This is a genomic window from Allostreptomyces psammosilenae, from assembly GCF_013407765.1.
In the GTDB taxonomy this organism is placed as follows: Bacteria; Actinomycetota; Actinomycetes; order Streptomycetales; family Streptomycetaceae; genus Allostreptomyces; species Allostreptomyces psammosilenae.
Window position 1 is genome coordinate 1,812,663 of the sequence record NZ_JACBZD010000001.1, and the last position, 25,905, is coordinate 1,838,567.

The following is a 25,905-nucleotide window of genomic DNA, read 5'->3' on the forward strand; positions in this document are numbered from 1 at the left end:
GGTCCGCGCCGCCGGCGAGGCCAAGGCCGCCGCGCCTCGGGCCCGGCGCCCACGGGCGGCTGGGTGGCGTGATCTTGCCGCTGTACCTACCAGTATGTACAGTGCTCGCGTGAACACCCCGGAACGCCTGATCGAAAGCACCCAGGAGCTCCTGTGGGAGCGCGGATACGTGGGCACCAGCCCCAGGGCGATCCAGCAGCGCGCCGGCGTGGGGCAGGGCAGCATGTACCACCACTTCGCCGGCAAGCCGGACCTGGCCCTGGCCGCGGTGCGACGCACCGCCGAGCGGATGCGGGCCCAGGCCGAGGCCCAGCTCTCCGGCCCCGGCACCGCCGTCGAACGGATCCGGGACTACCTGCTGCGGGAACGGGACGTCCTGCGCGGGTGCCCCATCGGCCGGCTCACCCAGGATCCCGACGTGGTCGGCGACCCCGCGCTCCGGCAGCCCGTGGAGGAGACCTTCGCCTGGCTGCGCGGACGCCTCGCGGCCGTCCTCGCCGAGGGCCGGGCCGGCGGCGAACTGCCGGCCGACCTCGACGCGGAGGACACCGCCGCGGCCGTCGTCGCCGTGCTCCAGGGCGGCTACGTCCTCGCCCGCGCCGCCGACTCGGTCGAACCGTTCGACCGCGCGATCAGCGGCGTGCTCGCCCTGCTCACCGCCCGGGCGGCACCCGCCACCGGGTGAGCGAGCCGGAGAGCGAGCCCGGTGACCGACCCGACCAAGGAGACCCGCCGTGTACGCCATGCAGTACGAGATCACCCTGCCCGCCGACTACGACATGGGCGTCATCCGCCACCGGGTGGCCACCAGGGGACACCGCACCGACGCCTTCCCGGGCCTCGGCATGAAGGCCTACCTGCTCCGCGAACGCGGCGTCGCCGGCTCCCCGGTCAACCAGTACGCCCCCTTCTACCTGTGGCACTCCGTCGGCGGGATGAACCGCTTCCTGTGGGGCGAGGGCGGCTTCGGCGGCATCGTCCAGGACTTCGGCCGCCCGTCCGTCGCCCACTGGACCGGCGTGGCCTGCCGTCCGGGACCGACCCGCGCCGCCGTCCCCCGCGCGGCCAGCCGCCGCACCGAGGCGCTGCCGGCCGGCGTCGACCCGGCCGTCGTCGTGCGCCGGGCCCTCGACGACCTCGACCGGCGCGCGGAGACCGACGGCGTGCACACCACCGCCCTCGCCGTCGACCCCGGGCAGTGGCGGCTCACCCGGCTCACCCTCTGGGAGCAGCCGGTCACCGAACTCCCCGCGCACACCGACGACGCGCCGGGCGGTGACCACGCGCGCTACGAGGTCGCCCACCTCTCCTCGCCGGAACTCGACGCCATCGCCGTGGGACGCCAGTGGTGACGGGACCGACGGGAGAGGATCGGCACGAGCACGAGCACGAGCACGAGCACGAGCAGGAGCGGCGGATGTCCCGGGAACACGCGGTCGCGATGATCGAGCGGCAGGCGGCGGCCTGCGCGGACCTCGGCTCGCCGCTCTACGCCGCCCTGCTGACCCGGGTGGCCGAGGACGTCCGCGCCGGCGGCCCGTGCGCGCAGGCCATCGCCGGGCACGAGGACGCCCCGGGGGACGCCCTGGTCTCCCTGCGGCTGCTCGGCGGGGTGCACGCCCTCGCCCTGAGCGGGCGCGCCCCCGAACTGGCCGCGCACTACCCCAGCACCGGCGGCGCCTTCGACCCGGCCCGACCGGACGCCGCCTGGCCGGCCTTCCGCGCGACCGTCGCCGCCCACACCGCGTGGATCCGCGACTGGATCACCCGGCCCCCGCAGACCAACGAGGTCGGCCGCGCGAACCTGCTGATCGCCGGGCTGCTGACCACCGTGCACGCCACCGGGCTCCCCGTCCGGCTGCTCGAGCTCGGCGCCAGCGCGGGCCTCAACCTGCGCGCCGACCACTTCCGCTGCGTCGGCCCGGGCTACGCCTGGGGCCCTGCCGACTCCCCGGTGCTCCTGGAGAACACCTGGCGCGCCTCCCCGCCGCCCTGGCTGACCGAGGCCGCCGCCGCGCACCCGGAACTGACCATCATCCAGCGCCGCGGCTGCGACCCCACGCCCATCGACCCCACCACCCCGGACGGCGCCCTGCGCCTGCGGGCCTACGTGTGGCCCGACCAGACCGCCCGGTTCGCCCGGCTGGACGGCGCCCTGCGGCTGGCCGCCCGGGTGCCGGCCGAGGTCGTCCCGCTCGGCGCCGCCGACTTCCTCGCCGGCGTCCGGCTGGAGCCCGGCACGCTCACCGTGGTCTGGCACTCCGTGATGCGGCAGTACGTCCCGGGCGCCGAGTGGGCGCGGGTGGAGGAGCAGCTCGACCGGCTGGCCGCCGCCAGCACGGAGCGGGCGGCGTTCGCCCAGATCGCCTTCGAGCCGCGGATCGGCGCCGAGCACAGCTTCCAACTGTCCGTGCGGCTCGGCGGCGCTCCGCCCCGGTACCTCGCCGAGGCCGCGCCGCACGGGTTGCCCGCCCACCCGCTGCCCGCCTCCTGACCCGTGGCCGGCCGCGGCTCGCCCAGCCGGTGTCGCCGGCCCACCGCCGGAGCCCGGCCCACCGCGAGCCCGCCCGGAGCGAGCGGGTAGCGTCACCGCCGTGACAGGCACCGCTCCCTCCGGGACTTCCGGGACGTACCGATGAGCGGCCTCGGGGCCGCCGAGATCGCGATCCTCGTGGTCGCCGCGCTGCTGGTGGGCTTCGCCAAGACCGCGATCGGCGGGGTCGGCGCGATCAGCGTCGCCCTGTTCGCCGCGGTGCTTCCGGCCCGGGAGTCCACCGGGGCGCTGCTCCCGCTGCTGCTGGTCGGCGACGTCCTCGCGGTGCGGGCCTACCGGCGGCACGTGGACTGGCCGGCGCTGCTGCGGCTGTTCCCCTCGGTGGCGGTGGGGGTGCTGTTCGGGGTGGCGTTCGTCGCCGTGGTCGACGACACCGTCATGCGGCGGACCATCGGCGGCATGCTGCTGGTCATCGTCGCCGTCCACCTGTGGCAGCGCCGGCGCTCCCGGGTGGCCGGGGGAGAGCTCGCCGACGCGGAGCCGCACCGCCCGCCGCCGGCGGTGACCTTCGGGTTCGGCCTGCTGGCCGGGTTCACCACGATGGTGGCCAACGCCGGCGGCGCGGTGATGTCCGTGTACCTGCTGTCGGCCGGCTTCAACGTGCTGGGCTTCCTCGGCACCGGCGCCTGGTTCTTCCTCATCGTCAACCTGTTCAAGGTGCCCTTCAGCGCCGCCCTCGGCCTGATCACCGTCGAGTCCCTGGCGCGGGCCGCGTTGCTCGCCGTCTTCGTGCTGATCGGCGCGGCCGTCGGCCGGGCGTCGGTGCGGCGCCTGGACCGGACGGTGTTCGAGCGCCTGGTACTGGTCTTCACCGTGCTCTCCAGCCTGAACCTGCTGCGCTGACGCCACCGGCGGGCGGACGCCCCCCGCGGGGCGCGCCCCCGGCCCGTGGTGCCCAGCCGCGCGGGCCGCGCGGGCCGCGCCCGGGGACGACGGTCGCGGGGATGTAACGATTCAAAGCAGGGGAGGGGGTGCTCCTTGCCGCGCTCCCGAACGGGTGGCAGTCTCCCACCCGGGCCGGAAAACGCTTACTGCGTGAGGCCCGAAGGCGCGACCCCCGCGGCCGTCGGCACCCCGTCCGACGAGCGCCACGGCGCTCCCGAACACAGATCGTGGTGATCGTGATCAACCCGACCAGCGACCGTCCGAGCCGGCCCGTCACCGCCCGTACGGCCCCGCCGACCTTCTGCACGCTGCCCGGGCCCGCCTACGACTTCTCCACGGTCACCGACGAGGTGGTCGACCGGGCCGTCCTCGGCCGGACCTGGGCCGGCATGGTCGTCGAACAGGCCCTGCTGACCCGGGGGAACCGGCAGTACGTCGGCTTCTACGACACCGCGCGGCGCATGGTGGTCGCCGGCCGGACCCTGGGGGACGCCTCGGAGTGGACCTACCAGGTGCTGCCGACGACACTGGGCTGGGACAGCCACAACCACATCGCCCTCGGGCTGGACCGCTCGGGCGCCCTGCACGTCTCCGGCAACATGCACAACGACCCCCTGGTGTACTTCCGGTCGGCTCCCGGAGGGGACGTCACCACCCTGCGCCGGGTGACGAACATGATCGGGCCGCGGACCGAGCGTTCCGTCACCTACCCCCAGTTCCTGAACCGCGCCGACGGCAGCCTCGTCTTCACCCACCGCGACGGCGGCTCCGGCGACGGCGTCACGTACGCCAACCTCTACCACGAGGAGTCCGCCGCCTGGACCAGGCTGGTCGACCGGCCGCTGTTCGACGGCGCGGGATCGGCGGCGGACCCGGCAGCCACCTGGAGCGCGTACTTCCAGGGACCGACCACCGGGCCCGACGGGCGGTTCCACCTGCTCTGGGTCTGGCGCGGCGCCCCCGACGCGGCCACCAACAGCATGCTGAGCTACGCGAGCTCCACGGACCTGGTGAACTGGACGGACCACCGAGGGGCGCCGCTGGCCACGCCGTTCACCTACGGCGGGGGCGACGTCGTCGATCCCGTGCCCGAGCGCGCCGGCCTGCTCAACGGCAACGCGAAGATCGGGTTCGACGCCGACGGACGGATCCTGATCACCTACCACAAGTACGACCGGGCAGGGAACTCCCAGATCTACGCCGCGCGTCCGGGCCAGGGCAGCTGGGAGATCCGGCAGATCAGCGACTGGCGCGGTCGCTGGGACTTCGGCGGCTTCGGCACCATCAACTTCCACGTCGCCCTGCTCGGCTCCCGGGTTCTGCGCAACGGCCACATCCAGGTGGACTTCGTCGGGTACGGCCGGCCCACCAGCATCATCCTGGACTCCGACCTCACCCCCATCACCCAGTGCCCGACGCCCCCGCTGCCCGCCCAGGCCGCGACCGTCCGCGGTGACCACCCCGGGCTGCGGGTGAACATCGGCCACGACAGCGGCGACGGCGCGACCACCGCCACCCCCCGCGGGAGGTACCTGCTCCGCTGGGAGAGCCTCGACGCCAACCGTGACCAGCCCCGGGACGCGTGGCCGACCCAGGGGAGCGAGATGGAGGTGCTCCTGCTCGGGCGGCGCTAGCCGCCGCTCCCGACGAGCCTCAGGCGGAGGCGATGCGCTGGGCGTAGGCCGCGGAGATCTGCCGCTCGGAGTCCTCCAGGTAGGCGGCGAGCAGACGCTCCGCGCGGTCGGTGTCGCCCTCCTGGAGGCTGCGCAGGATCTCCCGGTTGCGCGTCAGGTACGGCTCGTGGAAGCGGCGCGCGTCCTGCATCGCGTGGAAGACCAGCCGGAGTTCCGCGAGCACGCCGCGCATCAGCTCGTCGGTGCGGGGGCTGCCCGCCAGCGCGGCCACCGCCTGGTGGAAGTGGATGTTCGCGGTGCCGAGCGCCCGCCAGTCCTCGCGCTCGGCCGCCCGCTCACCCTCGGCCACCGCCTCGGCCGCGGCCTGGAGCGGGAAGGGCGGCGCGCCCAGACCGCGCACCGCGGCGCACTCGACCAGCCTGCGCACCCGGTAGATGTCCACCACGTCCTCGACGGCGTGCACCCGGACGAAGACGCCCCGGTTGAGCTCGTGGACCAGCAGCCGTTCCCGGGTGAGCAGCCGGAAGGCCTCCCGCAGGGTGTTGCGGGAGACGCCCAGGGCGCCGCCGATGCTGTCCTCGGACAGCCTGCTCCCGGGCGGGAAGAACCCCTCGGCGACGCGGGTGCGCAGGATGTCCGCGACGCGCTCCGCCGTGCTGGTGCGGCCGAGCAGCGGCCGGTCCCGCTCCAGCCCGGTGATGTCGACGAGCCCGTGGCCGGCCTCGGTGCCCACGGCTGCCTCCTTCCGAGCGCGCTGAACGCGGTTGTGAACGCCCGTGTGGGGTGGGGCTCCGAGTCAACCGCAGAAATGAGAACGAAACAACATGCCTCTTGTCGGATCGTTCAACGATCCTCAGCATGGGTAGGCATGGACCGGTGGCGGTCCCGACACCGGAGGGGAGTGCTCGGGGCCGTCACGCCGTCGCACCCGGCACCGTCGCACCTCGCACCGTCGCACCGTCGCCCAGCAACCGTCGCACTGTCGCACCGTCGCACCGTCAGCCGGATGTCGCGCGCGTCGACTTGGCGCCTCCATCGCGCGGCCCCGTCGCCTCCCGCGCCCGCCGACCCGCGCCGCTGCCCGCTGCCCTCTGCCCGCGCACGATTCCACGCTCCGTCACTCCTGTGAGGTGTGAGCATGATCAACGACGCGCCCTCCACCACCGCGACCGGGGTCGAGCAGGACACCGGACCCATGGCCTGGTACCGCGCCCTGGGGCCCCGGGGCCGGCGGGCCTTCGTCGGCGCCTTCGGCGGTTACGGCCTGGACGCCTACGACTTCTACGTCCTGCCGCTCGGCATGGTCGCCATCGCCGGCTACTTCGGCCTGACCACCGGCCAGACCGGCCTGCTGACCACCGTCACGCTGGTCGTCTCGGCCGTGGGCGGCGCCGTCGCCGGCGTGCTCGCCGACCGGATCGGCCGCGTGCGGGCCCTGGCCATCACCGTGACCACCTACGCGGTCTTCACGGTGCTGTGCGGCTGCGCGCCCAACTACGAGACGCTGCTGGTCTTCCGGGCCCTGCAGGGCCTCGGCTTCGGCGGGGAGTGGGCGGTCGGCGCCATCCTGGTCGCCGAGTACACCACGGCGCGCCACCGTGGGCGCACCGTCGCCGTCATCCAGAGCTCCTGGGCGGTCGGCTGGGGGCTCGCCGTGCTCGTCTCCACCCTGGTGTTCGAGTACCTGGACCCGGACCTGGCCTGGCGGGTGCTCTTCTGGACCGGCGTGCTCCCCGCGCTGCTCGTCGTCTACGTCCGGCGGAACGTCCGGGACGCCGACGTGGCGACCGCACGGATCGGCCGCGCCCGGGGCGGCGCCGGCGCCGGTTCGTTCACCGCCATCTTCCGCCGGGAGGGCGGCCTCGGGCGGACCACCCTGTTCGCCTCCCTGCTCGCCACCGGCGTCCAGGGCGGCTACTACACCCTCTCCACCTGGCTCCCGTCCTACCTGCGCGGCGAACGCGGCCTGACCGTGGTGGGCACCGGCGGGTACCTGGCCCTCCTCATCTCCGGCGCCTTCGCCGGCTACCTGACCGGCGGTTACCTGACCGACCGGCTGGGCCGCAAGCGGAACATCGCCCTGTTCGCCCTGCTGTCCGCCGGCTGCGTCCTCGCGTACACCAACATCCCCGCGGGCGCGGACGGGCTGCTGCTCGTCCTCGGCTTCCCGCTCGGCTTCTGCATGTCCGCGATCTTCAGCGGGTTCGGCTCCTTCCTCAGCGAGCTGTACCCCACCGCCGTGCGCGGCAGCGGACAGGGCTTCACCTACAACACCAGGCGGGCCGTCGGCGCCTTCTTCCCCACCCTGGTGGGGTTCCTGGCGGCGAGTTGGGGAGTGGGCGGCGCCCTCGTCTTCGGCGCCGTGGGATACGGCGTCGCCGTACTCGCCCTGCTCGGGCTGCCGGAGACCCGGGGCCGTGAACTGACCTGAACCGGTGGGCGGGTCCGCGCCGGCACCCTCCGGCGTGGACCCGCCCACCCCACCCTGCCGCGCCGCCCTAGCCGTCGCGGCCGATGGTCACGGCGCGTTCCCCCGGGGCGAACGCGCCGAAGGACTGCTGCCAGCTGTCGGCCGGTCAGTGGTAGGTCACCCGCCTCTCCGAGGGCCGGTACTCGGCGGTGCACAGGGTGCCCCACCCGGTCCGTCTGGGGCCCGGCGGGCGGCGGACGCGAAAACGGGTTGTTTCCGGGCGGGGGAGCGGTTTGGGTTCGTGAGCGTGACCGCTGTGAATGATCTCGTTCGTCCGGACCGCTATCCGCGGTCGTCCCGCTACGACCCGTCCTGGTTGCTCCGGCTGGACATGGGGCCCAACCCGTTGTGGCTGCTGGAGAACCTCGCCCAGGACCTCGATCTGCGCCCGGGGATGCGGATCCTCGACCTCGGCTCCGGCAAGGGCGCCACCTCGGTGTTCCTGGCTCGCGAGTACGGTGCCCGGGTCGTCGCGGCGGACTGGTGGATCGCCCCCGAGGAGGCGGCGGCCGTCTTCGCCGAGGCGGGTGTCGGCGACCGGGTCGAGGCCGTGCGGGCGGAGGCGCACGCCCTGCCGTTCGAGGAGGAGAGCTTCGACGCCATCGTCAGTGTGGACGCGTTCGAGTACTTCGGCACGGCGGACGGCTACCTGCCGTACCTGGTGCGGTTCCTGCGTCCCGGTGGGCAACTCGGGATGGCGACTCCCGCAATGACCCGAGAGGTCCGCGAGCTCGGGGCCATCCCGCCGCACATCAGGGCGGTGGTCGGCTGGGAGGCGATCGCCTGGCACACCGCGCAGTGGTGGCGGTTCCAGTGGGAGATCACGGAGCTGGTGACGGTCACCTCCGCACGGCTGCAGCAGGACGGCTGGCGGGACTGGCTGCTGTGGGCCCGGGCCTGCGCCGAGTACCAGCCGGACGGCCGCGCGGCGAACCAGCCGGTGATCGACATGCTCACCGCGGACGGCGGGGAGTTCCTCACCTTCGCCCTGGTGACGGCCCGCAGGAACGGGCCCGACACGGACCGGCGGGCCCTGCCGGCCGAGTGACGCCGCCGAGCCGGGCGCCGAGCGAGCGCCGAGCGCGGGTGCGGAGTGCCGGGTGTGGAGTGCCGGGTGTGGAGTGCCGGGCCTGCTGCACATGGCAGGTCCGGCCCCGCGCCGGCAGGGCTGCGCGGTGAACGCGCCAACCGGAATTGGGTGTGATACGCCCAGCGGAATCGGGAGCGATACAAGGTTCGGGGGTGATTTACAAGGGGGCGATCGACCCTGTGGATAACGGCGGGCCCCCTTGGTTCACAGGGGTAGCGCGGGTTCTGGGGTGAGTGCAAGGGGGCCCGTTTAGGCTGTGGACAACCGAGGTCCCCCTTGTTCACCAGGGGTAGCGCAGGTTGCGTGGCGCGCGCAAGGGGCCGGTTCTCCTTGTGGATAACGGCGGGCCCCCTTGTTTATGAGGGATGGCCCAGGTTCCGGCGTGTGCGCAAGAGGGCCTGTTCACCCTGTGCATAACGGCGGCCCCCCTTGTTCACCAGGGGTAGCGTACGTTCCGGAGTGCGTGCAAGGGGGATTGTTTTTCCTGTGGATAACCGCAGCCCCCTTGTTTGCCAGGGGTAGCGCAGGTTCCGGCGTGCGCTCAAGGCAAGGGGCCTGATTTTCCTGTGGACAACTGCGGGCCCCCTTGGTTCACAGGGGGAGCGCGTGGTCTGCCGTGTACGCAAGGGGGTCGGATCTGCTGGGGATGATCGCGGGGTCCCTGGAGCCAGGGGGTGCGGTCCGGCTGGAACAGGGGCGCGTCCGGGCGCTGGGGGAGCGAACGGACGCGGAAACGTTTCCCCCGGGGCCGGCGGCTACGGCGCGTCGGCGCGGGCGGCCGGGCGTGCCGGGGCCCCGCGTACCTCCAGCTCCGCCAGCAGCCGGCGGGTGGCCTCGGTGATCGTGTCGACCGCCTCGTCGAACACGGCGCGGTTGTGGGCGGCGGGAGCCCGGAAGCCCGACACCTTGCGGACGTACTGGAGGGCGGCGGCCCGGATGTCCTCCTCGGTCGGATCGGGCGACATCGGGGGCCTGAGGGTCTTGATGCTGCGGCACATACCACCAGTGTGCGCCCCCGGTCCGACAGTGTGCCCGCCCTCACAGCGGCGCGCTCCCGGCGGGGCCGCGAGCACGCTGTGAGCAAACCCACCCGGGTCCCGCGGCCCCGTGATGACCTGTGCGGTTGCTCGGGGAACAGACGATGCGTGTGCGCCGCGTGACGGAACGCGTTGGGACTTGCCGGGGCGGACTGTGAAGATTGCAGCGATCCGGGGTCTGGATCGTGTCGAGCCGGAGCATGCGCTCCCGCCACCCGGACCGTCCCCTTCCCCTAGCGCCGGCCCCGCGCCGGCCCGGGGACAGTCCGTGCGTGATCACGCGTTCCCGACCCACCCCACTCCCATGCCTCCTGACCTCTCCCTCCCCAACAGCCCCGACACGCCGCCGGAGGCTCCGGCCGCGCCCTCCTCCCGCCCGCCACGACCGCTGTCGGCGCGACGTCGCGGCCGGGGCGGGGCGGCGGCCGACCGCAGCCCGTGGCGCGCCCTGCGCCACCGCAGCATGCGCTGGTGGTCCGTGGCCAACCTGGTCTCCAACGCGGGCACCTGGATGCAGCTCACGGTGCAGAACCTGCTGGTCCTGCAGATCACCGGCTCCGCGGCCGTCACCGGCCTGTCACTGGCCGTGCAGGCGGCCCCCGGGTTGCTGCTCGGCGTGGTCGGCGGCGCGGTGGTGGACTCCTGGCCGCGCAAGGTGACCGCCACGGTCAGCCAGGCCGTGCTGGGACTGGTCGCGCTCACCACGGCCGCCCTGATCACCCTCGACCTGCTCAGCGTGCCGGCGCTGCTGGTGCTGGCCGGCGTCACCGGTGTGATCGCCACCGTGGACGGACCGGCGTGCGCCCTGCTGGGCAACGACCTCGTCCCGCGCGAGGACGTCCCCTCGGCCATCTCCGTGGGGTCGGTGGTGCACAGCGTCGGCCGGCTCGGCGGAACCGCGCTGGCGGCGGTGGCCACGGCGGCCTTCGGAACGCAGGCCGCCTACGCGGCCAACGCGCTGTCCTTCCTGTTCGTCGCCGCGGTCATCCCGTTCCTGAAGCCGGTCGCCCAGCAGCCGGCCGCCCAGCCGGCCGTCCCGCTGTCCGTCGTCAAGGAGCCGGCCGTGGAGGAGCCGTCCGCGCGGCGGGGGAGCGCCGGGCGGCGCCGGGCCGTCGGCGGCACCCGTGAGGGCCTGCTCTTCTTCCTCGGCCGGCGCCGGCTGGTGGCGCTCGCGGTGATCGCCGCGGTCAGCGCCGTCCTCGGCCGCAACTACTCGCTGACCCTGGCCGCCCTGGTCACCGGCCCCCTGGAGGGCGGCACCTCCGGGTACGGCACCGTCGCGACCGTCCTCGCCGTGGGCGGCATGCTCGGCGCCCTCCTGGCCGGGCGGCTGCGCCGGCCGTCCGTCCGGTTGGTCGCCGCGCTGGCCTCCGCCGGAGCGCTGCTCCAGGCGTTCGCCGGCGCCTCGCCCACGCTGGCCCTGCTGATCGTGTGCGTGGCCCCGATGGCGATCGTCGAGGCGATCTCGGACACCGCCACCACCACCGTCCTGCAGACCGACCCGCCGGCGGACATGCGCGGCCGGGTGCTCGGGGTGTGGCGCAGCCTGAGCACCGCCTGGAACCTCGCCGGCCCGCCGCTGCTCGGCCTGTTCATCCAGGTCGCCGGCGCGCGCACGGCGCTGGTCGCCGGGGGCCTCGGCATCGCGGCGGTGATCGGCGCCGGGGCGCTGGTCCAGGCGCGACGCCGCCCCGCCGTCGAACGCCTCGCCCCGGTCCCGCTCCAGGTGGACGGCGCCCCCGCGCGACGGCCCGACGAGGCCCCTGAGCTGGCGCCCGCCGGCCCCGCGGTCACCGTCTGAGCGCCCGGCCGGGCGCGGCGGTCACGAGCCGACGGCCGCGCCCGGCCGCTCCGCCGCCCAGTCCTGGTAGGAGGTCCAGGCCCGCAGGGTGAACCGGCTGACGAAGCGGCGTTCCCGGCCGCTGATCGGGTCGGTGAACTCCAGCACCCGGGCGAGCAGCTGCAGGGGCCGGCTGAAGTCGTCCGGCGCCCGCTCGGTGAGCACCGGATAGACGGGGTCGCCCAGGATGGGGATGCCCAGGCCGCTCATGTGCAGCCGCAACTGGTGGGTGCGCCCGGTGGTCGGCAGCAGCCGGTACCGACCGAGCCCGCCGCGCCGCTCGACCAGCTCGATCCGGCTGACGCTGTTGGGTGCGCCCGGGACCTCCCGGGCGGCGATCACCCCGCGCTCCTTGACGATGCGGTTGCGCACCGTGCGGGGCAGCGTGAGCCCCGGGTCGTACGGTGCTATCGCCTCGTACTCCTTGCGCACCAGCCGGTCCCGGAAGAGCGTCTGGTAGGCCCCGCGGTGCTCCGGACGCACCACGAACATCGCCAGCCCCGCGGTCAGCCGGTCCAGCCGGTGCGCCGGGCTGAGCGCGGGCAGCGCCAGGTCCCGGCGCAGCCGGGACAGGGCGGTCTCCGCGACGTGCCGGCCGCGCGGCATGGTCGACAGGAAGTGCGGCTTGTCGACGACGACCAGGCAGTCGTCCTGGTGCAGCACCTCGATGTCGAACGGCACCGGCACCTCGTCCGGCAGCTCCCGGTGGAACCACAGGTACGCGCCCGGCAGGAACGGGGCGTCGGGGGCGATCGGCCCGTCCGTGCCGACGATCCCGCCCTCGCGCAGCATGGCGTCGATCAGGCCGGGCGGCACCGCCGGCAGCCGGTCGACCAGGTGGTCCCGCACCGTCGCCCAGGGGCCGTCGACGGGCAGCTTCAACCGGACCGGGTCGACCCCGTCCCGCTGCGGCAGCGGCGCCGGCGGCACCGCGGTTTTGCGTCTCATCGGTGACGAGCTTAGGTCGTCGGCCCCCGGGGCGGTGTCGGCCCCGCGCCGTGGCCGGGGCGGCCTGCGGCGGGGCGGCGGGTGGTCATGGCGGGGCGCCGATCGGTGGGAGGATCGGGGGATGAAGGAACGGATCGTCGCCGCCTGTGACGGCGCCTCGAAGGGAAATCCCGGGCCGGCGGCCTGGGCGTGGGTGATCGCGGGCGCGGACGGCGAGGTGGCGCGCTGGGAGGCCGGTCCGCTGGGCCGGGCGACCAACAACGTGGCCGAGCTGACCGCCCTGCGGATGCTGCTGGAAGCCGTCGACCCCGCCGCGCCGGTGGAGGTGCGGATGGACTCGCAGTACGCCATGAAGGCGGTCACCACCTGGCTGCCCGGCTGGCGCCGCAAGGGCTGGAAGACCGCCGCCGGCACACCGGTCGCCAACCGCGACCTGGTGGTGCGCATCGACGAACTGCTGGCCGGGCGCACCGTGGACTTCGTCTACACCCCGGCGCACCAGGTCGACGGCGACCACCTCAACGCCGCCGCGGACGCCGCGGCCAGCCACGCGGCCCGCACCCAGCAGCCGGCCGGTTCCGCCCTGGGATCCGAGCTGCCGCCCAGGACCGAGCCGCGGCCCGTGGCGGCCTCGCGCCCCCGGGCGGCCTCGGGGGCGAAGGCGCCGCGCGCGCGGACCGGGGGCGGCTCGGGAGCCACGGTCAAGGCGAGGTTCCCCGGCCGGTGCCGCTGCGGCCGGTCCTACGCCAAGGGCGAGACGATCGCCAAGAACCCGGAAGGCTGGGGTCACGTCTCCTGCGCCACCGCGACCGCGACCACCGCGCCCGCCTAGCGCCCCGGACGAAACACCCCACACGTTTCCCGAGAAGCCTGGCGTCGAATTCGACATCGAATTCGACGCCAGGCTTCTCGACATTCCGGCGGGCACCCGCGGAAGGCGTCGGCCGCGCCCAGAATCAGCCACTCCCGCCTTATTGAGGGAAATTGGCGGCGAGCCTAACATCCGGGTGATCCCACCCGACTGTCCCGCCCGGGTGACCCGGTGCCGCCCACCTCCTCCCGGGGGGGGGCGGCGCTTCGCGCTGCGTCCCTTCCCGAGGAGAGTCATGGCCGGTCTGCGGCACCACACACGACGAATCAGATGGCGACTCGGTCTGGTTCCCGCCCTCGTCACCGCGCTGCTCGTCGGCCTCGGTGTCGTCGCGGCCTCCACCGCTCAGGCGGCCACCGGCTGCCGGGTGGAGTACACCACCTCCGCCCAGTGGTCCGGAGGATTCACGGCGAACGTCGCCGTGACCAACCTCGGCGACCCGGTCGACGGGTGGCGCCTGGCGTGGCGGTTCCCGGCCGGTCAGCGGGTCACCCAGGCCTGGAACGCCACGGTCACCTCCTCCGGCGACCAGGTGACCGCCACCAACGTCGGCCACAACGCCCGCGTCGCCACCAACGCCACGGTGTCGTTCGGCTTCAACGGGTCGTGGTCGGGGAGCAACCCGAACCCGGAGTCGTTCGCGCTCAACGGTGTCACCTGCACCGGCGCCGTCGGCGGCACACCGTCGCCCACCCCGACGCCGCCGGGTGACGCGATGGCGGAGGTGGCCGCGATGCAGCCCGGCTGGAACCTCGGCAACAGCTTCGACGCCACCGGCTCCGACGAGACCTCGTGGGGCAACCCGCGCGTCACCGAGGCCCTGCTGGACAACGTCAAGGCCCAGGGCTTCAAGAGCATCCGGATTCCGGTGACCTGGGGTCAGCACCAGGGCCCGGCGCCCGACTACACCATCGACGCGGCCTACCTGAACCGGGTCAAGGAGGTGGTCGACTGGGCGCTCGCCCGCGACCTCTACGTGATGATCAACATCCATCACGACTCCTGGCAGTGGATCTCGGGCATGCCCGGTGACCGCGCGGGCGTGCTGGCCCGCTACAACGCGATCTGGGAGCAGGTCGCCGAGGCGTTCCGCGGCTCCTCGCCGAAGCTCGTCTTCGAGAGCGTCAACGAGCCGCAGTTCACCGGCAGCTCGGGCGACGCCCAGAACGCCGAGCTGCTGCACGAACTCAACACCTCCTTCCACCGGATCGTGCGCGACTCGGGCGGCAACAACGCGAACCGGCTCCTGGTGCTGCCGACGCTGCACACCTCCTCCGAGCAGGCCCGGCTCGACGAACTCGCCGACACCTTCGACGCGCTCGACGACCCCAACCTCATCGCCACCGTGCACTTCTACGGATACTGGCCGTTCAGCGTGAACGTCGCCGGCGGAACCCGCTTCGACGCCACCGTCCAGCAGGACCTGACCAGCAGCTTCGACCGGGTCCACGACGCCTTCGTCGCCCGCGGCATCCCGGTGATCATCGGCGAGTACGGACTGCTGGGATTCGACCGGCACACCGGCACCATCCAGCAGGGCGAGAAGCTGAAGTTCTTCGAGTTCCTCGGCTACTACGCCCGCACCAAGCAGCTGACCACCATGCTGTGGGACAACGGGCAGCACTTCCACCGCACCGCCTTCCGCTGGAACGACCCGGAACTCTTCGCGCAGATCCGGTCCAGCTGGACGACGCGTTCCGGTACCGCCTCCTCCGACCAGGTGTACGTCGCCCGGTCCACCCCCGTCACCGCCAAGAGCCTCACCCTGAACCTGAACGGGACCACCTTCCAGGGCCTGCGCCACGGCACCACCCCACTGGTGAGCGGCACCGACTACACCGTCTCCGGCGACCGGCTGACCCTCACCGCCTTGCTGCTGACCCGGCTGACCGGGGCGCGGGACTACGGCGTCAACGCGACCCTGCACGCGCGGTTCTCCCAGGGGGAGCCCTGGCGCATCGACGTGATCACCTACGACACCCCGACCCTGTCGAACGCCACCGGCACGACCAGCGGCTTCGCCGTGCCCACCCAGTTCCGCGGTGACCAGCTGGCCACCATGGAGGCCAAGTACGCCGACGGCAGCAACGCCGGCCCGCACAACTGGACCTCCTTCAAGGAGTTCGACCGCGCCTTCTCGCCGAACTACGCCGCCAACACCATCACGCTGACCTCCGACTTCTTCGCCGAGGTCAACGACGGCGCGCGGGTCACGCTCACCTTCCACTTCTGGAGCGGCGCCACCGTGACCTACTACGTCACCCGGTCCGGGAGCTCCGTCACCGGCAGCACGGCCTGACCGGCACGGTCGCCGAGCACACCGGCGCGCCCACCCCGAGCCGCGGCTCGGGGGGCGCGCCGGTGTCGTCGGTCGGACGCCCGGTCAGACGGCCGCCAGGCGCTGCACCAGGCGACGGTAGCGCTGCAGGACCACCCGCAGTTCCTCGGTGCGCGCCGCGTCGCCCCGCTCGCTGCCACCCCGGCCCGGCTTCCAGGCGCCGCGCAGCTCCTCGCGCTGGGCGGACACCGCCTCGGCCAGCCGGGCCAGGGCGCCTTCCAGGAGACGGTCGGCCTCCTCCACCGACGCCGACGGCCGGTCCACGAAGGCGCCCTGGACCTCCTTCCAGCGGGTTCGCAGCTCGTCCCGCGCGGTGGCCGGCAGCAGCTCGCCGACCGGATCCGCCCCCGGGGGCGCCGGGGCGTCCGCGCCCTGCGCGGAGGTCTGCCCGGGATCGGCGCCCGGGCCGGACGCCGGGGCGCCGGTCAGGGCCCGCGCCGCCGCGTGCGCGTCGTCCGACCAGGTGGCCGGGTCCCCGGCGGCCTCGCCGGACTGGCCGGGCATGGGGGCGGTGGCGGGGGTGTCCGTCCCGCGGCGGGGCCGCGCGACGGGCCAGGCGCCGGTCAGCGGTCCGGTCTCCCGCCCGGGGATCTCATGCGTGCCGTGCTCGGTGCTCTCAGCCATGATCGCGTCCTTACACCTGGGGGAGTGGGGTTGGCCGTCCCGGCTCAGCGGGGATGGTGGCCGGCCTGCCGGAAGTGCCGTCCCGCCGCGCCGAACAGGGTGCCGTGCCGCTGGCCGCCGGCGTCCGCCCGGGACACCGGCTCCTCGCCACGCGGACGCCCGGCCGGCGCCGGACGGGCGGCGGGCGTACTGCCCCGTTCGGTCAGCAGCACCTCGAACAGGCGGCGGGTGCGCACCAGCGCCTCGCGCATCTCCTCCGTCGCGCTGCGCTCGGCGGCGGACCGCAGCGCGACCTCGCGGGCGGCCCGGTAGTCGCCGAGCACGTCGGCGTGGTGGACGGAGAGGGCGGCCATGGCGTTCTCCGGAACGTCCGTGGGGTAGCCGCGCTCCTGCATCAGCCGGCCGAGCAGCTCCTGTGCGGAGTGCAGCGAGGCGGCAGGTTCGTCGACGAAACGTTCCTGGAGAACGGCCCACCGGGCGCGGTAGCGCTCCGCCCGCTCGTCGGGAAGTGACCTGACCGGACGTTCGCCGTAGCGGTGCAGCCGGTCGCGCAGATCCCGCTCCGCGGACCGGCGGTCGCCGCCGTGCGCCGCGACGGTGCGCTCGTACTCGGCCCCGAAGCGCCGCCGGAGCCGGGCGCGGCGCAGGGCGGGGAGCGCCACCGCCACGACCAGGGCGAGGGCGACGACCACCACGATGGTGGTGGCGACAACAGAAGACATGACAATCCTTCGCTGGCTGTGGGCGCCGACGGCGCGCCCCACCGGGGCCCGCGCCTCCCGGTGGGGAGGCGCGGGCCGGCGGTGGCCGCGCGGCCGGCAGTGGGTGAGGGGGCAGCGCCGCGCTGCGCCCGGGCCGGTGACGCCCCGGCGACGACGCGCCCCGAACGGCCGGACGCCCGCGCGCACGCTGATCGGTTGTCAAACCCACCGGTGCCGGCGGATCGGAGGGTCCTTTGCTCGCACCGGACGCCTTGCCGACCGACGGCGCCCCAAACGTCCCCCACCGCCGCGAACCGCCGCCGACGCCCCGTCGGGCCGGTCGACCCTCGACGGCCCTCGTCGGCCCGGCCCCGCCTCAGCCCACCGCCGCCAGCGCCCCCCGCGCTCCGGCCGCCCGCCCGGAGCGGAGCCCGTCGGCGGCGCCGCTCCACAGGTGGTGCGTGGCGTAGGACCGCCAGGGGCGCCACCGGGCGGGATCGGCCGCACCGTCCCACCGGGCCGGCTCGGCCAGCAGCACGTCCGGGTCGCCCAGGGCCCGCATCCGCACGTACCCGGCCGTCCATGGCGCGACGCCGGGCACGGCCAGCAGGGACCGCTCCGCCTCCTCCCGGTCCGCCCCGGGATCCAGGCGGACCGTCCCGTCGGCCAGCGCCGCGCCGAGCGCGCGCAGCGCGCCCCACCGCTCCCGCGGCACCCCGAACTCCCCGGTGGACTCCCCGGTGGCCTCGGCGAGCACCTCGGCCGACGGGAACAGGTGGGTCAGCCCTCCGCTCGGCACCGGCAACGGCTCTCCGTGCGCCGCCACCAGCGCCTCGGCCCGGCGCCGCCCCTCCGCCACCGCGGCGCCCTGCCCGAGAACGGCCCGGAAGGCCAACTCGGCGGGATCCGGCGCGCCCGGCACCCGCAACCCCGGGCACCGCCGCACCGCCGGCCCGAGCAGCGGATCCCCGCCCAGCCGCTCGGCCACCGCGTAGGGGTCCGCGTCCAGGTCGAACAGCCGGCGGGTCCGCTGCGCCGCGGTGGTCAGGTCCCGCGGATCCCCCAGGTGCAGCCGGCACTCCAGCCAACCGCCCGTCCCCGGCCGCTCCCACACCTCGGCCACCCCGGCGCCGTGGGGCAGCCGCAGCGTCCGACGGTAGGTGCGCGCCCCAGGCTCGCCGACGACCTCCTCGACCCCGGCGACCGCCCGCGCCTGGAGGTAGTCGAAGACCTCCGCCGAGGCGTACGGCCCGCGGTAGGCCAGCCGCAGCGGCACGCCCCCGGTGCCGCGCGGACCGGCCACCGAGCCGGCGCGCCCGCCCTGCCCGCCCCGCCCGTGCCGCAGCGCCCGCAGCTCGCTCGGCGTGGCCGCGTAGATCTCCCGCAGCGTGTCGTTGAACTGGCGCACGCTGGCGAACCCCGCCGCGAAGGCGATCTCGGCGGCCCGCATGTCGGTGGTCTGCAGCAGCACCCGGGCCGTGTGCGCGCGCTGCGCCCGGGCCAGGGCGATCGGGCCCGCGCCCAGCTCGGCGTTCAGCTGCCGCTGCACCTGCCGGGTGCTGTAGCCCAGCCGGGCCGCCAGCCCCGGCACGCCCTCGCGGTCCACGACGCCGTCGCCGATCAGCCGCATGGCCCGGCCGACCACGTCCGCGCGGACGTTCCAGTCGGCCGAGCCCGGAACGGCGTCCGGCCGGCAGCGCCGGCAGGCGCGGAATCCCGCGGCCTGTGCCGCCGCCGCGGTGGGGTAGAAGGTCACGTTCTCGCGCTTGGGGGTGATCGCGGGGCAGCTCGGCCGGCAGTAGATGCCCGTGGTGGAGACGGCGAAGAAGAACTCCCCGTCGAACCTGGCGTCCCGGCCGCGCACCGCCTCGTACCTGCTGTCGTCGTCCATCACTCGCCAGTATCGGCCGCCGCCGTGCCCGGCGGCTGGCGGAAAACGGACACGGCGCCCCGGGCGGCGGCGCCCCGGGGCGGCGCGCCGCGCGGCCGGCCGGGACGCCACCGTGGCCGGGACGCCACCGTGGCCGTCAGGTGGCGATGCCGATGGTCCGGCCGACCGTCTCCGGCCGCTCCAGCGCGCGCAGCAGGCAGTGGGCGACGTCGGCGCGGGGGATCGACCAGCCGGCCCGGACGTTGCGTCCGTACGCCTCCCGGTAGGTCCCGGTCAGCGGCCGGTCGGTCAGCCGCGGCGGCCGTACCACGGTCCAGTCCAGGTCGCTCGCCCGCAGGACGTCCTCCATCCGGGCCAGGTCGGCATAGTGCTCCCGGAGCACCGACTTCACCAGCGGGGCGAACAGGTTCCGCATGAACACCCCGTCGCCGGGGTCGTGCCTCGGCGGACGCGGACGGTCGGGGGAGGGCACGGTGCCGACCGGAGCGGCGCTGACGACGACCAGGCGCCGGGTGCCCGTCGCCCGCATCGCCTGGACGATGGCCCGGGTGCCCCGCCAGGCGATCCCGGCCTCCGCCCTCGACCGTGCTCCCAGGGCGGACAGGACGGCGTCCGCCCCGGCGACGGCGTCACCCAGCGTCGCCGCCGGCGCGGTCGACAGGTCGGCGGTGACGACGCGCGCCGCCCCGGGCAGCGCAGCCCCGGGGTTCCTGGCCACCGCCGTGACCTCGTGGCCCGCGGCGACCGCCTGGTCGAGCAGCAGCCGGCCGACGCCGCCGGTCGCGGCGAAGATCGTGAGCTTCATCGGTGGTTCCCTCCGGTGGTCGTCCTAGGGGGAGGCGGGCTCAGCCGCGGAAGGCAGCGGCGTGGTCGGCGACCCACTGCGCGTAGCGGCGCGCCGGCCGCCCCAGCACCTCGGCCACGTCGTCGGTGGGCGGCGTCGGCCGCCCGAGCCCTCGGGCGTACCGGGCCATCAGCGCCGTGACGAACGGCTCGGGCAGTCCGGCGCGGACCATGCCGCGCGTGGCCGCCTCCGGCGGGACCTCCTGGTAGCGCAGCGGCCTGCCGAGCACCCGGCCGATCACGGCGACCTGCTCGGCGTGGGTGAGCGACTCCGGGCCGGTCGGCTCCAGCCGGCGGCCCACCAGTTGGTCGGTGAGCAGGGCGCGGGCGGCCACCTCGGCCAGGTCCCGCTCGTGCAGCGGCGGTTCGGCGAAGTCGGCGTACGGGCCGCGCACGACGTCCCCGGCGCGGATCTGGGCGCCCCAGGCGGTGAGGGTGTTGGCGGCGAAGGAGCCGGCCCGCAGGCTCACCCAGTCCAGTCCGCTGTGGACGGCGGCCTGCTCGGCCTCCCGGTTCCGGTCGCCCCGGAGGCGGGACGGCTGCTCGGCGGGATCGTCGTCGATGTTGGACGCCGACAGCGCGACCACCCGCCGGACCCCGCGCTCGCGGGCGAGCGCCAGCAGTTCCTCGGCGGCGTCCCCGACCGCGCGCGGGTGCAGGAAGAGGGCGGTGACCCCCTCCAGGGCGGAGGCGATTCCGCCGGGCACCGACGGGTCGCCCTCGACCACCTCGACGCCCGTGGGCAGCGCGGCGGCGGCCCGGTCGCGGGTCACCGCCCGGACGCCCGCGCCCGACGCGCGCAGGGCCTCGACGAGCGGACGCCCGACGGTTCCGGTGGCTCCGGTCACCAGGATCATGTCGTTGCCTTTCGATGGGACGGTGCGCGGACCGGCCGGGCGGCCGCCGCGGTCACCACCTGGGAGTGGTGCGGGAGCGACGGGTGTGACACCGGGAGCCGGAGTGTGACCGGCGTCTCGGCGGGCGGCGGTGTCCGCCGCCGCGTCCGCGCCGGGGCCTGGGCGACTGCGGGGCCCGGTGGGAGCCCGCGTGCGGCGCCGTCCGGCTGACGGTCTGTCATTGTCAGTTCCGGCCGGCGGGCCTAAAGTGTCCGTGACTCACGGTCGGTTCCGGACACCGGTGTTGTCCGTGGTCTTCGCGCGTAGATCCGCACTCTTCCTGACGACCCGCCCGCACCGAGGAGTGGACCAGCGTGTCCCTGAAACGGTTCCTTTCCTTCCTCGCCGTCGCCCTCATGGCGGCGGCGAGCCTGGTCGCCCTGCCGTCCCAGGCGCAGGCGGCGCCCAACTTCAAGGCGCCCTTCGCCTGCGGTCAGCGGTGGACCTACAGTCACCACTCCGCCGAGGTGCGCCGGGCGCTGGACTTCGTCCGGGCCGACGGCGGCGTGACCAACGGAGCCCCGGTGCTCGCCTCCGCCGCCGGGACGGCCACCCGCTACTCGCAGCCCAGCGGCGCCGGCAACTACATCGTCATCGACCACGGCGGCGGCTGGCGCACCTACTACTTCCACCTGGCCAGCTACTCCGTGCCGAGCGGCGCCTGGGTCGCCCAGGGGCAGCAGATCGGCACCACCGGCAGCACCGGCAACTCCTCCGGTCCGCACATCCACTACGAGCAGCTCTACAACGGCGTGGGCCAGAACATCCGGATCAACGGCGTGGCGCTGTCCTACCCGTCCTCCTACAACCAGGCGTACCTGACCAGCGACAACGGCTGCGCCGGCGGTTCCTCCTTCATGACCTGGGGGAGCGGGGTGCGGGTGCGCGCCGACGCCTACCTGTCCTCCCCGGTGGTGACCACGCTGGCCGGGCCGACCGCGGTGACGGTGGTGTGCCAGAAGCAGGGAGACACCGTCTCGGCGGAGGGCTACACCAACAACTGGTGGAGCAGGCTGCGCGACCAGGGCGGCTACGTCTCGAACATCTACATCGACCACCCCTCCGCGCAACTGCCCGGCGTGCCGATCTGCTGAGCGGTGAGCGGTGACCGCGGTCCGACCGGCGGTCCGCCCCCGGGGGCGCCCCCTCGCCCCGGGGTCGGGCCGCCGGTCGGCGGTCCCCCGGGCGGCGGTTGCCCGGTCGGCGGCGCGAGGCGTCAAGAGAGCGCTCTCAGTTGACCATTGACATGCGCATAGCACGACTCCTAGCGTGACTCGCGTCACGGAGCCCGGCGGTGGTGGGGGCGCCTCCGTATGAGAGCGCTCCCATCGCCGTGCCCAGCACCGCCTCCACCGACCCGCCACGGCGGGGGCGCGCACCAGGGCGGGGCCATCCCACTGGAGAGGACGCAACTGTGTCAGTGCCACTGAGGCTCGCCGGACGGCTGGGCGCGGGGGCGCTCGCCACCGCGCTGGCCGCGTCGCTGGTCGGTCCGCTGGCGGGCGCGCGGGCGGCCACGCCCCCGGACACCGCCGCGGCGGCCGAGGTCACCGCGGCGGCCACCGCCGACTGGCTGCACACCGACGGCAACCGGATCGTGGACGCGGCCGGCAACGAGGTCTGGCTCACCGGCGCCAACTGGTTCGGCTTCAACGCCACCGAGCGGGTCTTCCACGGCCTGTGGAGCGCCAACATCGAGACCCTGACCCGCTCCATCGCCGAACGCGGCATCAACATCGTGCGCGTGCCGATCAGCACGCAGCTGCTGCTGGAGTGGAAGAACGGTCAGGCCGCCGTCCCCTCCGGGGTCAACGCCTACGCCAACCCGGAGCTGGCCGGCAAGACCACCCTCGGCGTCTTCGACTACTGGCTGGAACTGTGCGAGAAGTACGGCCTGAAGGTCATGCTCGACGTGCACAGCGCCGAGGCCGACAACTCCGGCCACGTGCACCCGGTCTGGTGGAAGGGCTCGGTCACCGTCGAGCAGTTCTACGAGGCGTGGGAGTGGGTCGCCGACCGGTACAAGGCCGACGACACCATCGTGGCGATGGACGTCAAGAACGAGCCGCACGGTGACGAGAGCACCTCGCCGCGGGCCAAGTGGGACGACTCCACCGACGTCGACAACTTCAAGCACACCTGCGAGACCGCCGGCAACCGGATCCTCGCCCGCAACCCCAACGTGCTGATCCTCTGCGAGGGCGTCGAGATCTACCCCAAGGACGGCCAGAACTGGTCCTCCACCGACGGCGACGACTACCACGGCACCTGGTGGGGCGGGAACCTGCGCGGCGTCGCCGACCACCCGGTCGACCTCGGCGCGAACCAGGACCAGCTGGTGTACTCCCCGCACGACTACGGCCCCGCCGTCTACCAGCAGCCCTGGTTCGAGGGCGACTGGGACAAGCAGTCGCTCACCGAGGAGGTCTGGCGCCCCAACTGGCTCTACATCCACGAGGACGACACCGCGCCGCTGCTGATCGGCGAGTGGGGCGGCCACATGGACGGCGGGGAGAACCAGCGCTGGATGGTGGCCCTGCGCGACCTGATCACCGAGAACCGGCTGCACCAGACCTTCTGGTGCCTGAACCCCAACTCCGGTGACACCGGCGGCCTGCTCGGCTACGACTGGGCCACCTGGGACGAGGCGAAGTACGCGCTGCTCAAGCCCGCGCTGTGGCAGGACGGCGGCAAGTTCGTCGGCCTCGACCACGACGTCCCGCTGGGCAGCGCCGCCACCGGCAAGTCCCTGAACGACCTCTACGGCGGTGGCGACACCCAGGCCCCCACCACCCCCCTCGCCCTGCGGGCCGGCTCGGTCACCTCCTCCAGCGTCACCCTCTCCTGGAACGCCTCCACCGACAACGTGGGCGTGACCGGCTACGAGGTCTACCGCGGCGGCACCCGGATCGCCACCGTGACCGGCCTGAGCCACACCGACACCGGGCTGTCCCCGAACTCCACCCACTCCTACACGGTGCGGGCCAGGGACGCCGCCGGAAACCTCTCGCCGGCCACCGCGGCACTCACCGTCACCACCACCACGGGCGGCGGCGGACCGGACCCGGCCGGCGGGGTCACGGTGCGCTACAAGAACAACAACACCTCCGCCACCGGCAACCAGATCCGGCCGAGCCTCCAGGTCGTCAACACCGGGACGACGGCCCTGGACCTGTCCACCGTGAAGCTGCGCTACTACTTCACCCGTGACGGGGCCACCGGCCTGGGCTTCGCCTGCGACTGGGCGCAGATCGGCTGCGCCCGCGTCACCGGCACCTTCCACAACGTGACCCCGGCGGCCCCCGGGGCGGACGGCTACCTGGAGCTCTCGCTCACCGGCACCCTCGCCCCCGGCGCCTCCACCGGGGACATCCAGGTCCGCGTCAACAAGAGCGACTGGAGCAACTTCAACGAGGCCGACGACTACAGCCGGGGCACCAACACCGCGTACGCCGACAGCACCCGGGTGACCGCCCACATCGGCGGCACCCTGGCCTGGGGCACCGTCCCGGCCTGACCGGCGGCCGACGCCCGGGCGTGACACCGGCGGCGCGGCGGGAAGGGGACCGCCCACCCATCCCGCCACGCCGCCGACCGCCACGCCTCCCGCCGCTGCTGGCAGCATGGCGGTGAGGGGAACCCGAGCGAGAGGGACACCAGCATGGACGCGGGCCGGGTGCGGCCCCGCCGGGAGGCGGGCACGGGAGGCGCGCGGTGACGACGCCGCCGCTCTTCGACGGATTCGACGGGCTCGACGAGGCCGGCGCGGGGCCGAGGCCCCGGGTGACGGTCGCCCCGGGCGCCGTGCACGTCCCCGACTGGCTCAGCCTGGAGCGGCAGCGGGAACTGGTCACCGCCTGCCGCGGCTGGGCCACCGGCCCCGTTCCGATGCGCCACACCCGGCTGCCGGGCGGCGGGGTGATGTCCGTGCGCACGGTGTGCGTCGGCTGGCACTGGCAGCCCTACCGGTACACCCGCACCGCCGCGGACGCCGGTGGCGCGCGGGTCGCCGAGTTCCCCGACTGGCTGGCCGAACTCGGGCGGCGGGCGCTCGTCGCGGCGTACCAGGACCCCGCCGCGGGCGACGGCTACGACCCGGACACCGCGCTGGTCAACTTCTACGACGGCCGCGCCACCATGGGCATGCACCAGGACCGGGACGAGCGGTCGCGCGCCCCGGTGGTGTCGCTGAGCATCGGCGACAGCTGCGTCTTCCGCTTCGGCAACACCGAGAACCGGGGCAGGCCCTACACCGACGTCGAACTGCGCTCGGGCGACCTGTTCGTCTTCGGCGGGCCCTCGCGCCTCGCCTACCACGGCGTGCCCCGGGTCCGGCCCGGCACGGGGAACCCGGCCACCGGCCTGGCCGGCGGGCGCCTCAACATCACCCTGCGGGTCACCGGGCTGACCGGCACCCCCGCCGCCCGGCGCCGGTGAGGACGGCGCGCGCCGGCCGGCTCAGTCGTCGCGCACCGTGATGCCGAGGAGCTGGGCGAAGGCCGGGGCGAGGTCCATCAGCTGCGCGGTGCCGATGGTGGCCCCGGCGAGCCCGTCGTGACCGGCGGTGACGCCCAGCGCGCGGGCCTGCCGCAGGTCGACGTCCCGCATCCGGGCCCGCCCGAAACGCACCCCCTCCAGCGTGCTGCCGGGGAAGGTGACGCCGGTGAGCGACGCCCCGCCGAAGTCGACGTCCCGCAGCAGGCAGTCGACGAAGGCGACGTCACGCAGCGCGGCGGTGCGGAGGTTCACCGAGTCCAACTTGCACGCGTGGAAGGTGACCCGGTGCAGCTGCGCGCCGAACATCTCCATGCCGGCGAGCATGCTGGAGATCACCTCGGCGTCCATCCAGCTGGTCTCGGCCAGGTCCGTGCCGACCCAGCGCACGGTGTGCATCCACACGTCGAGGAACCGGGCGCCCCGGTAGCGGCCCGCGGCGAAGGTGACCGAGGAGAACGCGGACTCCATGAAGCGGCAGCTGCCGGCCTCCGTCCCCTCGAACGTCGTCCCGTCGAGGTGGACGGTGTCGTAGTCGCCGTCGCGCTCCAGGGGCCCGGCGTGGGGCCGGAGGTGGTGCGCGAAGGGCAGGTCGTCGAGTTGGCGAGGCGCGGGCATGCCGGCCATTGTGCCGGTCGGCACCGACAGCACCCCCCGAACGGGCCGGCCGGTCGTCCCCCGTCCCGGACGGGTACCCCTGGAAGACCGGCGCGCCGTGGTCGATCATCGTCAGGGGGCGTGCGCCGGTGGAGGCACCGGCCGCCCGTCCGTCGCCGCGCCGGTGGGGGA

Annotated in this window: 22 protein-coding genes; 13 read left to right on the top strand and 9 right to left on the bottom strand. The window is 74.4% G+C overall.

Annotated features, from left to right (window positions below; translation table 11 throughout):
* Positions 1 to 109: 109 nt before the first annotated feature.
* The 5 genes from FHU37_RS07220 (at position 110) to FHU37_RS07240 (ending at position 5,073) form a co-directional block, all read left to right on the top strand.
* Entirely contained in the window at positions 110 to 685 is a 576-nt protein-coding gene (locus FHU37_RS07220) for a TetR/AcrR family transcriptional regulator (protein ID WP_312892479.1), read from the top strand.
* Between the two features lie 49 nt (positions 686 to 734).
* Positions 735 to 1,352, top strand: coding sequence for a DUF4865 family protein (locus FHU37_RS07225; protein ID WP_179813375.1), 618 nt, complete (start codon positions 735 to 737; stop codon positions 1,350 to 1,352).
* Positions 1,349 to 2,494 (top strand): DUF2332 domain-containing protein, encoded by a 1,146-nt coding sequence (locus FHU37_RS07230; RefSeq protein WP_312892480.1) that lies wholly within the window; start codon positions 1,349 to 1,351, stop codon positions 2,492 to 2,494. Before FHU37_RS07225 ends, FHU37_RS07230 begins: the two co-directional genes overlap by 4 nt.
* A 141-nt stretch (positions 2,495 to 2,635) precedes the next feature.
* Positions 2,636 to 3,397, top strand: coding sequence for a sulfite exporter TauE/SafE family protein (locus FHU37_RS07235; protein ID WP_179813376.1), 762 nt, complete (start codon positions 2,636 to 2,638; stop codon positions 3,395 to 3,397).
* A gap of 278 nt (positions 3,398 to 3,675) precedes the next feature.
* Entirely contained in the window at positions 3,676 to 5,073 is a 1,398-nt protein-coding gene (locus FHU37_RS07240) for a BNR repeat-containing protein (protein WP_312892481.1), read from the top strand.
* Between the two features lie 19 nt (positions 5,074 to 5,092).
* Here the strand turns inward: FHU37_RS07240 and FHU37_RS07245 are convergent, their stop codons facing one another.
* Entirely contained in the window at positions 5,093 to 5,806 is a 714-nt protein-coding gene (locus FHU37_RS07245; protein WP_179813377.1) for a GntR family transcriptional regulator, read from the bottom strand.
* A 405-nt stretch (positions 5,807 to 6,211) separates the two neighbouring features.
* Here FHU37_RS07245 and FHU37_RS07250 point away from each other — a divergent pair, with 405 nt between their 5' ends.
* Entirely contained in the window at positions 6,212 to 7,504 is a 1,293-nt protein-coding gene (locus tag FHU37_RS07250; protein ID WP_179813378.1) for an MFS transporter, read from the top strand.
* Between the two features lie 286 nt (positions 7,505 to 7,790).
* Positions 7,791 to 8,591: an SAM-dependent methyltransferase gene (locus FHU37_RS07255; RefSeq protein WP_376773902.1), complete on the top strand. Its 801-nt coding sequence runs from the start codon at positions 7,791 to 7,793 to the stop codon at positions 8,589 to 8,591.
* A gap of 797 nt (positions 8,592 to 9,388) precedes the next feature.
* Here FHU37_RS07255 and FHU37_RS07260 read toward each other — a convergent pair.
* Positions 9,389 to 9,631, bottom strand: a complete 243-nt coding sequence (locus tag FHU37_RS07260; protein WP_179813380.1) for a DUF2277 domain-containing protein — start codon at positions 9,629 to 9,631, stop codon at positions 9,389 to 9,391.
* Between the two features lie 502 nt (positions 9,632 to 10,133).
* Here FHU37_RS07260 and FHU37_RS07265 point away from each other — a divergent pair.
* A complete protein-coding gene (locus FHU37_RS07265; protein ID WP_376774015.1) occupies positions 10,134 to 11,471 on the top strand; it encodes an MFS transporter in 1,338 nt (445 codons plus the stop codon).
* A 21-nt stretch (positions 11,472 to 11,492) separates the two neighbouring features.
* Here FHU37_RS07265 and FHU37_RS07270 read toward each other — a convergent pair whose 3' ends face one another.
* A complete protein-coding gene (locus FHU37_RS07270; protein ID WP_179813382.1) occupies positions 11,493 to 12,458 on the bottom strand; it encodes an RluA family pseudouridine synthase in 966 nt (321 codons plus the stop codon).
* A 121-nt stretch (positions 12,459 to 12,579) separates the two neighbouring features.
* Here FHU37_RS07270 and FHU37_RS07275 point away from each other — a divergent pair, with 121 nt between their 5' ends.
* Positions 12,580 to 13,290 (top strand): ribonuclease H family protein, encoded by a 711-nt coding sequence (locus FHU37_RS07275; RefSeq protein ID WP_179813383.1) that lies wholly within the window; start codon positions 12,580 to 12,582, stop codon positions 13,288 to 13,290.
* Positions 13,291 to 13,564: 274 nt separating this feature from the next.
* Positions 13,565 to 15,628: a cellulase family glycosylhydrolase gene (locus FHU37_RS07280; RefSeq protein WP_179813384.1), complete on the top strand. Its 2,064-nt coding sequence runs from the start codon at positions 13,565 to 13,567 to the stop codon at positions 15,626 to 15,628.
* A gap of 84 nt (positions 15,629 to 15,712) precedes the next feature.
* On the opposite strand, the gene FHU37_RS07285 is transcribed toward FHU37_RS07280, so the two are convergent.
* From FHU37_RS07285 to FHU37_RS07305, 5 genes are all read right to left on the bottom strand, one after another.
* On the bottom strand, positions 15,713 to 16,291 hold the full coding sequence (locus tag FHU37_RS07285) for a hypothetical protein (protein ID WP_179813385.1): 579 nt from the start codon (positions 16,289 to 16,291) through the stop codon (positions 15,713 to 15,715).
* Positions 16,292 to 16,335: 44 nt separating this feature from the next.
* On the bottom strand, positions 16,336 to 17,013 hold the full coding sequence (locus FHU37_RS07290) for a hypothetical protein (RefSeq protein WP_179813386.1): 678 nt from the start codon (positions 17,011 to 17,013) through the stop codon (positions 16,336 to 16,338).
* Between the two features lie 355 nt (positions 17,014 to 17,368).
* On the bottom strand, positions 17,369 to 18,883 hold the full coding sequence (locus tag FHU37_RS07295; protein WP_218903963.1) for an AlkA N-terminal domain-containing protein: 1,515 nt from the start codon (positions 18,881 to 18,883) through the stop codon (positions 17,369 to 17,371).
* A 136-nt stretch (positions 18,884 to 19,019) separates the two neighbouring features.
* On the bottom strand, positions 19,020 to 19,688 hold the full coding sequence (locus FHU37_RS07300) for an NAD(P)-dependent oxidoreductase (protein ID WP_179813388.1): 669 nt from the start codon (positions 19,686 to 19,688) through the stop codon (positions 19,020 to 19,022).
* A gap of 40 nt (positions 19,689 to 19,728) precedes the next feature.
* A complete protein-coding gene (locus FHU37_RS07305) occupies positions 19,729 to 20,583 on the bottom strand; it encodes an NAD(P)H-binding protein (protein WP_179813389.1) in 855 nt (284 codons plus the stop codon).
* A gap of 395 nt (positions 20,584 to 20,978) precedes the next feature.
* Between FHU37_RS07305 and FHU37_RS07310 the strand changes: the two genes are divergently transcribed.
* The 3 genes from FHU37_RS07310 (at position 20,979) to FHU37_RS07320 (ending at position 25,059) form a co-directional block, all read left to right on the top strand.
* Positions 20,979 to 21,716, top strand: a complete 738-nt coding sequence (locus tag FHU37_RS07310) for a M23 family metallopeptidase (RefSeq protein WP_179816101.1) — start codon at positions 20,979 to 20,981, stop codon at positions 21,714 to 21,716.
* Between the two features lie 320 nt (positions 21,717 to 22,036).
* The gene (locus FHU37_RS07315; RefSeq protein WP_218903964.1) at positions 22,037 to 24,139 is read left to right on the top strand and encodes a cellulase family glycosylhydrolase; all 2,103 of its coding nucleotides are present in this window, start codon (positions 22,037 to 22,039) and stop codon (positions 24,137 to 24,139) included.
* Between the two features lie 197 nt (positions 24,140 to 24,336).
* Positions 24,337 to 25,059 (top strand): alpha-ketoglutarate-dependent dioxygenase AlkB family protein, encoded by a 723-nt coding sequence (locus FHU37_RS07320; RefSeq protein WP_179813390.1) that lies wholly within the window; start codon positions 24,337 to 24,339, stop codon positions 25,057 to 25,059.
* Positions 25,060 to 25,080: 21 nt separating this feature from the next.
* On the opposite strand, the gene FHU37_RS07325 is transcribed toward FHU37_RS07320, so the two are convergent.
* Positions 25,081 to 25,734, bottom strand: a complete 654-nt coding sequence (locus FHU37_RS07325) for a pentapeptide repeat-containing protein (RefSeq protein WP_179813391.1) — start codon at positions 25,732 to 25,734, stop codon at positions 25,081 to 25,083.
* Positions 25,735 to 25,905: the final 171 nt, after the last annotated feature.

Bases quoted from the DNA above. Each gene is read 5' to 3' on its own strand.
- FHU37_RS07325 (WP_179813391.1), bottom strand. From the start codon at position 25,734: ATGCCCGCGCCTCGCCAACTCGACGACCTGCCCTTCGCGCACCACCTC.
- FHU37_RS07270 (WP_179813382.1), bottom strand. From the start codon at position 12,458: ATGAGACGCAAAACCGCGGTGCCGCCGGCGCCGCTGCCGCAGCGGGAC.
- FHU37_RS07280 (WP_179813384.1), top strand. From the start codon at position 13,565: ATGGCCGGTCTGCGGCACCACACACGACGAATCAGATGGCGACTCGGT.
- FHU37_RS07265 (WP_376774015.1), top strand. From the start codon at position 10,134: ATGCGCTGGTGGTCCGTGGCCAACCTGGTCTCCAACGCGGGCACCTGG.
- FHU37_RS07295 (WP_218903963.1), bottom strand. From the start codon at position 18,883: ATGGACGACGACAGCAGGTACGAGGCGGTGCGCGGCCGGGACGCCAGG.
- FHU37_RS07300 (WP_179813388.1), bottom strand. From the start codon at position 19,688: ATGAAGCTCACGATCTTCGCCGCGACCGGCGGCGTCGGCCGGCTGCTG.
- FHU37_RS07305 (WP_179813389.1), bottom strand. From the start codon at position 20,583: ATGATCCTGGTGACCGGAGCCACCGGAACCGTCGGGCGTCCGCTCGTC.
- FHU37_RS07250 (WP_179813378.1), top strand. From the start codon at position 6,212: ATGATCAACGACGCGCCCTCCACCACCGCGACCGGGGTCGAGCAGGAC.
- FHU37_RS07260 (WP_179813380.1), bottom strand. From the start codon at position 9,631: ATGTGCCGCAGCATCAAGACCCTCAGGCCCCCGATGTCGCCCGATCCG.
- FHU37_RS07285 (WP_179813385.1), bottom strand. From the start codon at position 16,291: ATGGCTGAGAGCACCGAGCACGGCACGCATGAGATCCCCGGGCGGGAG.
- FHU37_RS07310 (WP_179816101.1), top strand. From the start codon at position 20,979: ATGGCGGCGGCGAGCCTGGTCGCCCTGCCGTCCCAGGCGCAGGCGGCG.
- FHU37_RS07290 (WP_179813386.1), bottom strand. From the start codon at position 17,013: ATGTCTTCTGTTGTCGCCACCACCATCGTGGTGGTCGTCGCCCTCGCC.
- FHU37_RS07235 (WP_179813376.1), top strand. From the start codon at position 2,636: ATGAGCGGCCTCGGGGCCGCCGAGATCGCGATCCTCGTGGTCGCCGCG.
- FHU37_RS07275 (WP_179813383.1), top strand. From the start codon at position 12,580: ATGAAGGAACGGATCGTCGCCGCCTGTGACGGCGCCTCGAAGGGAAAT.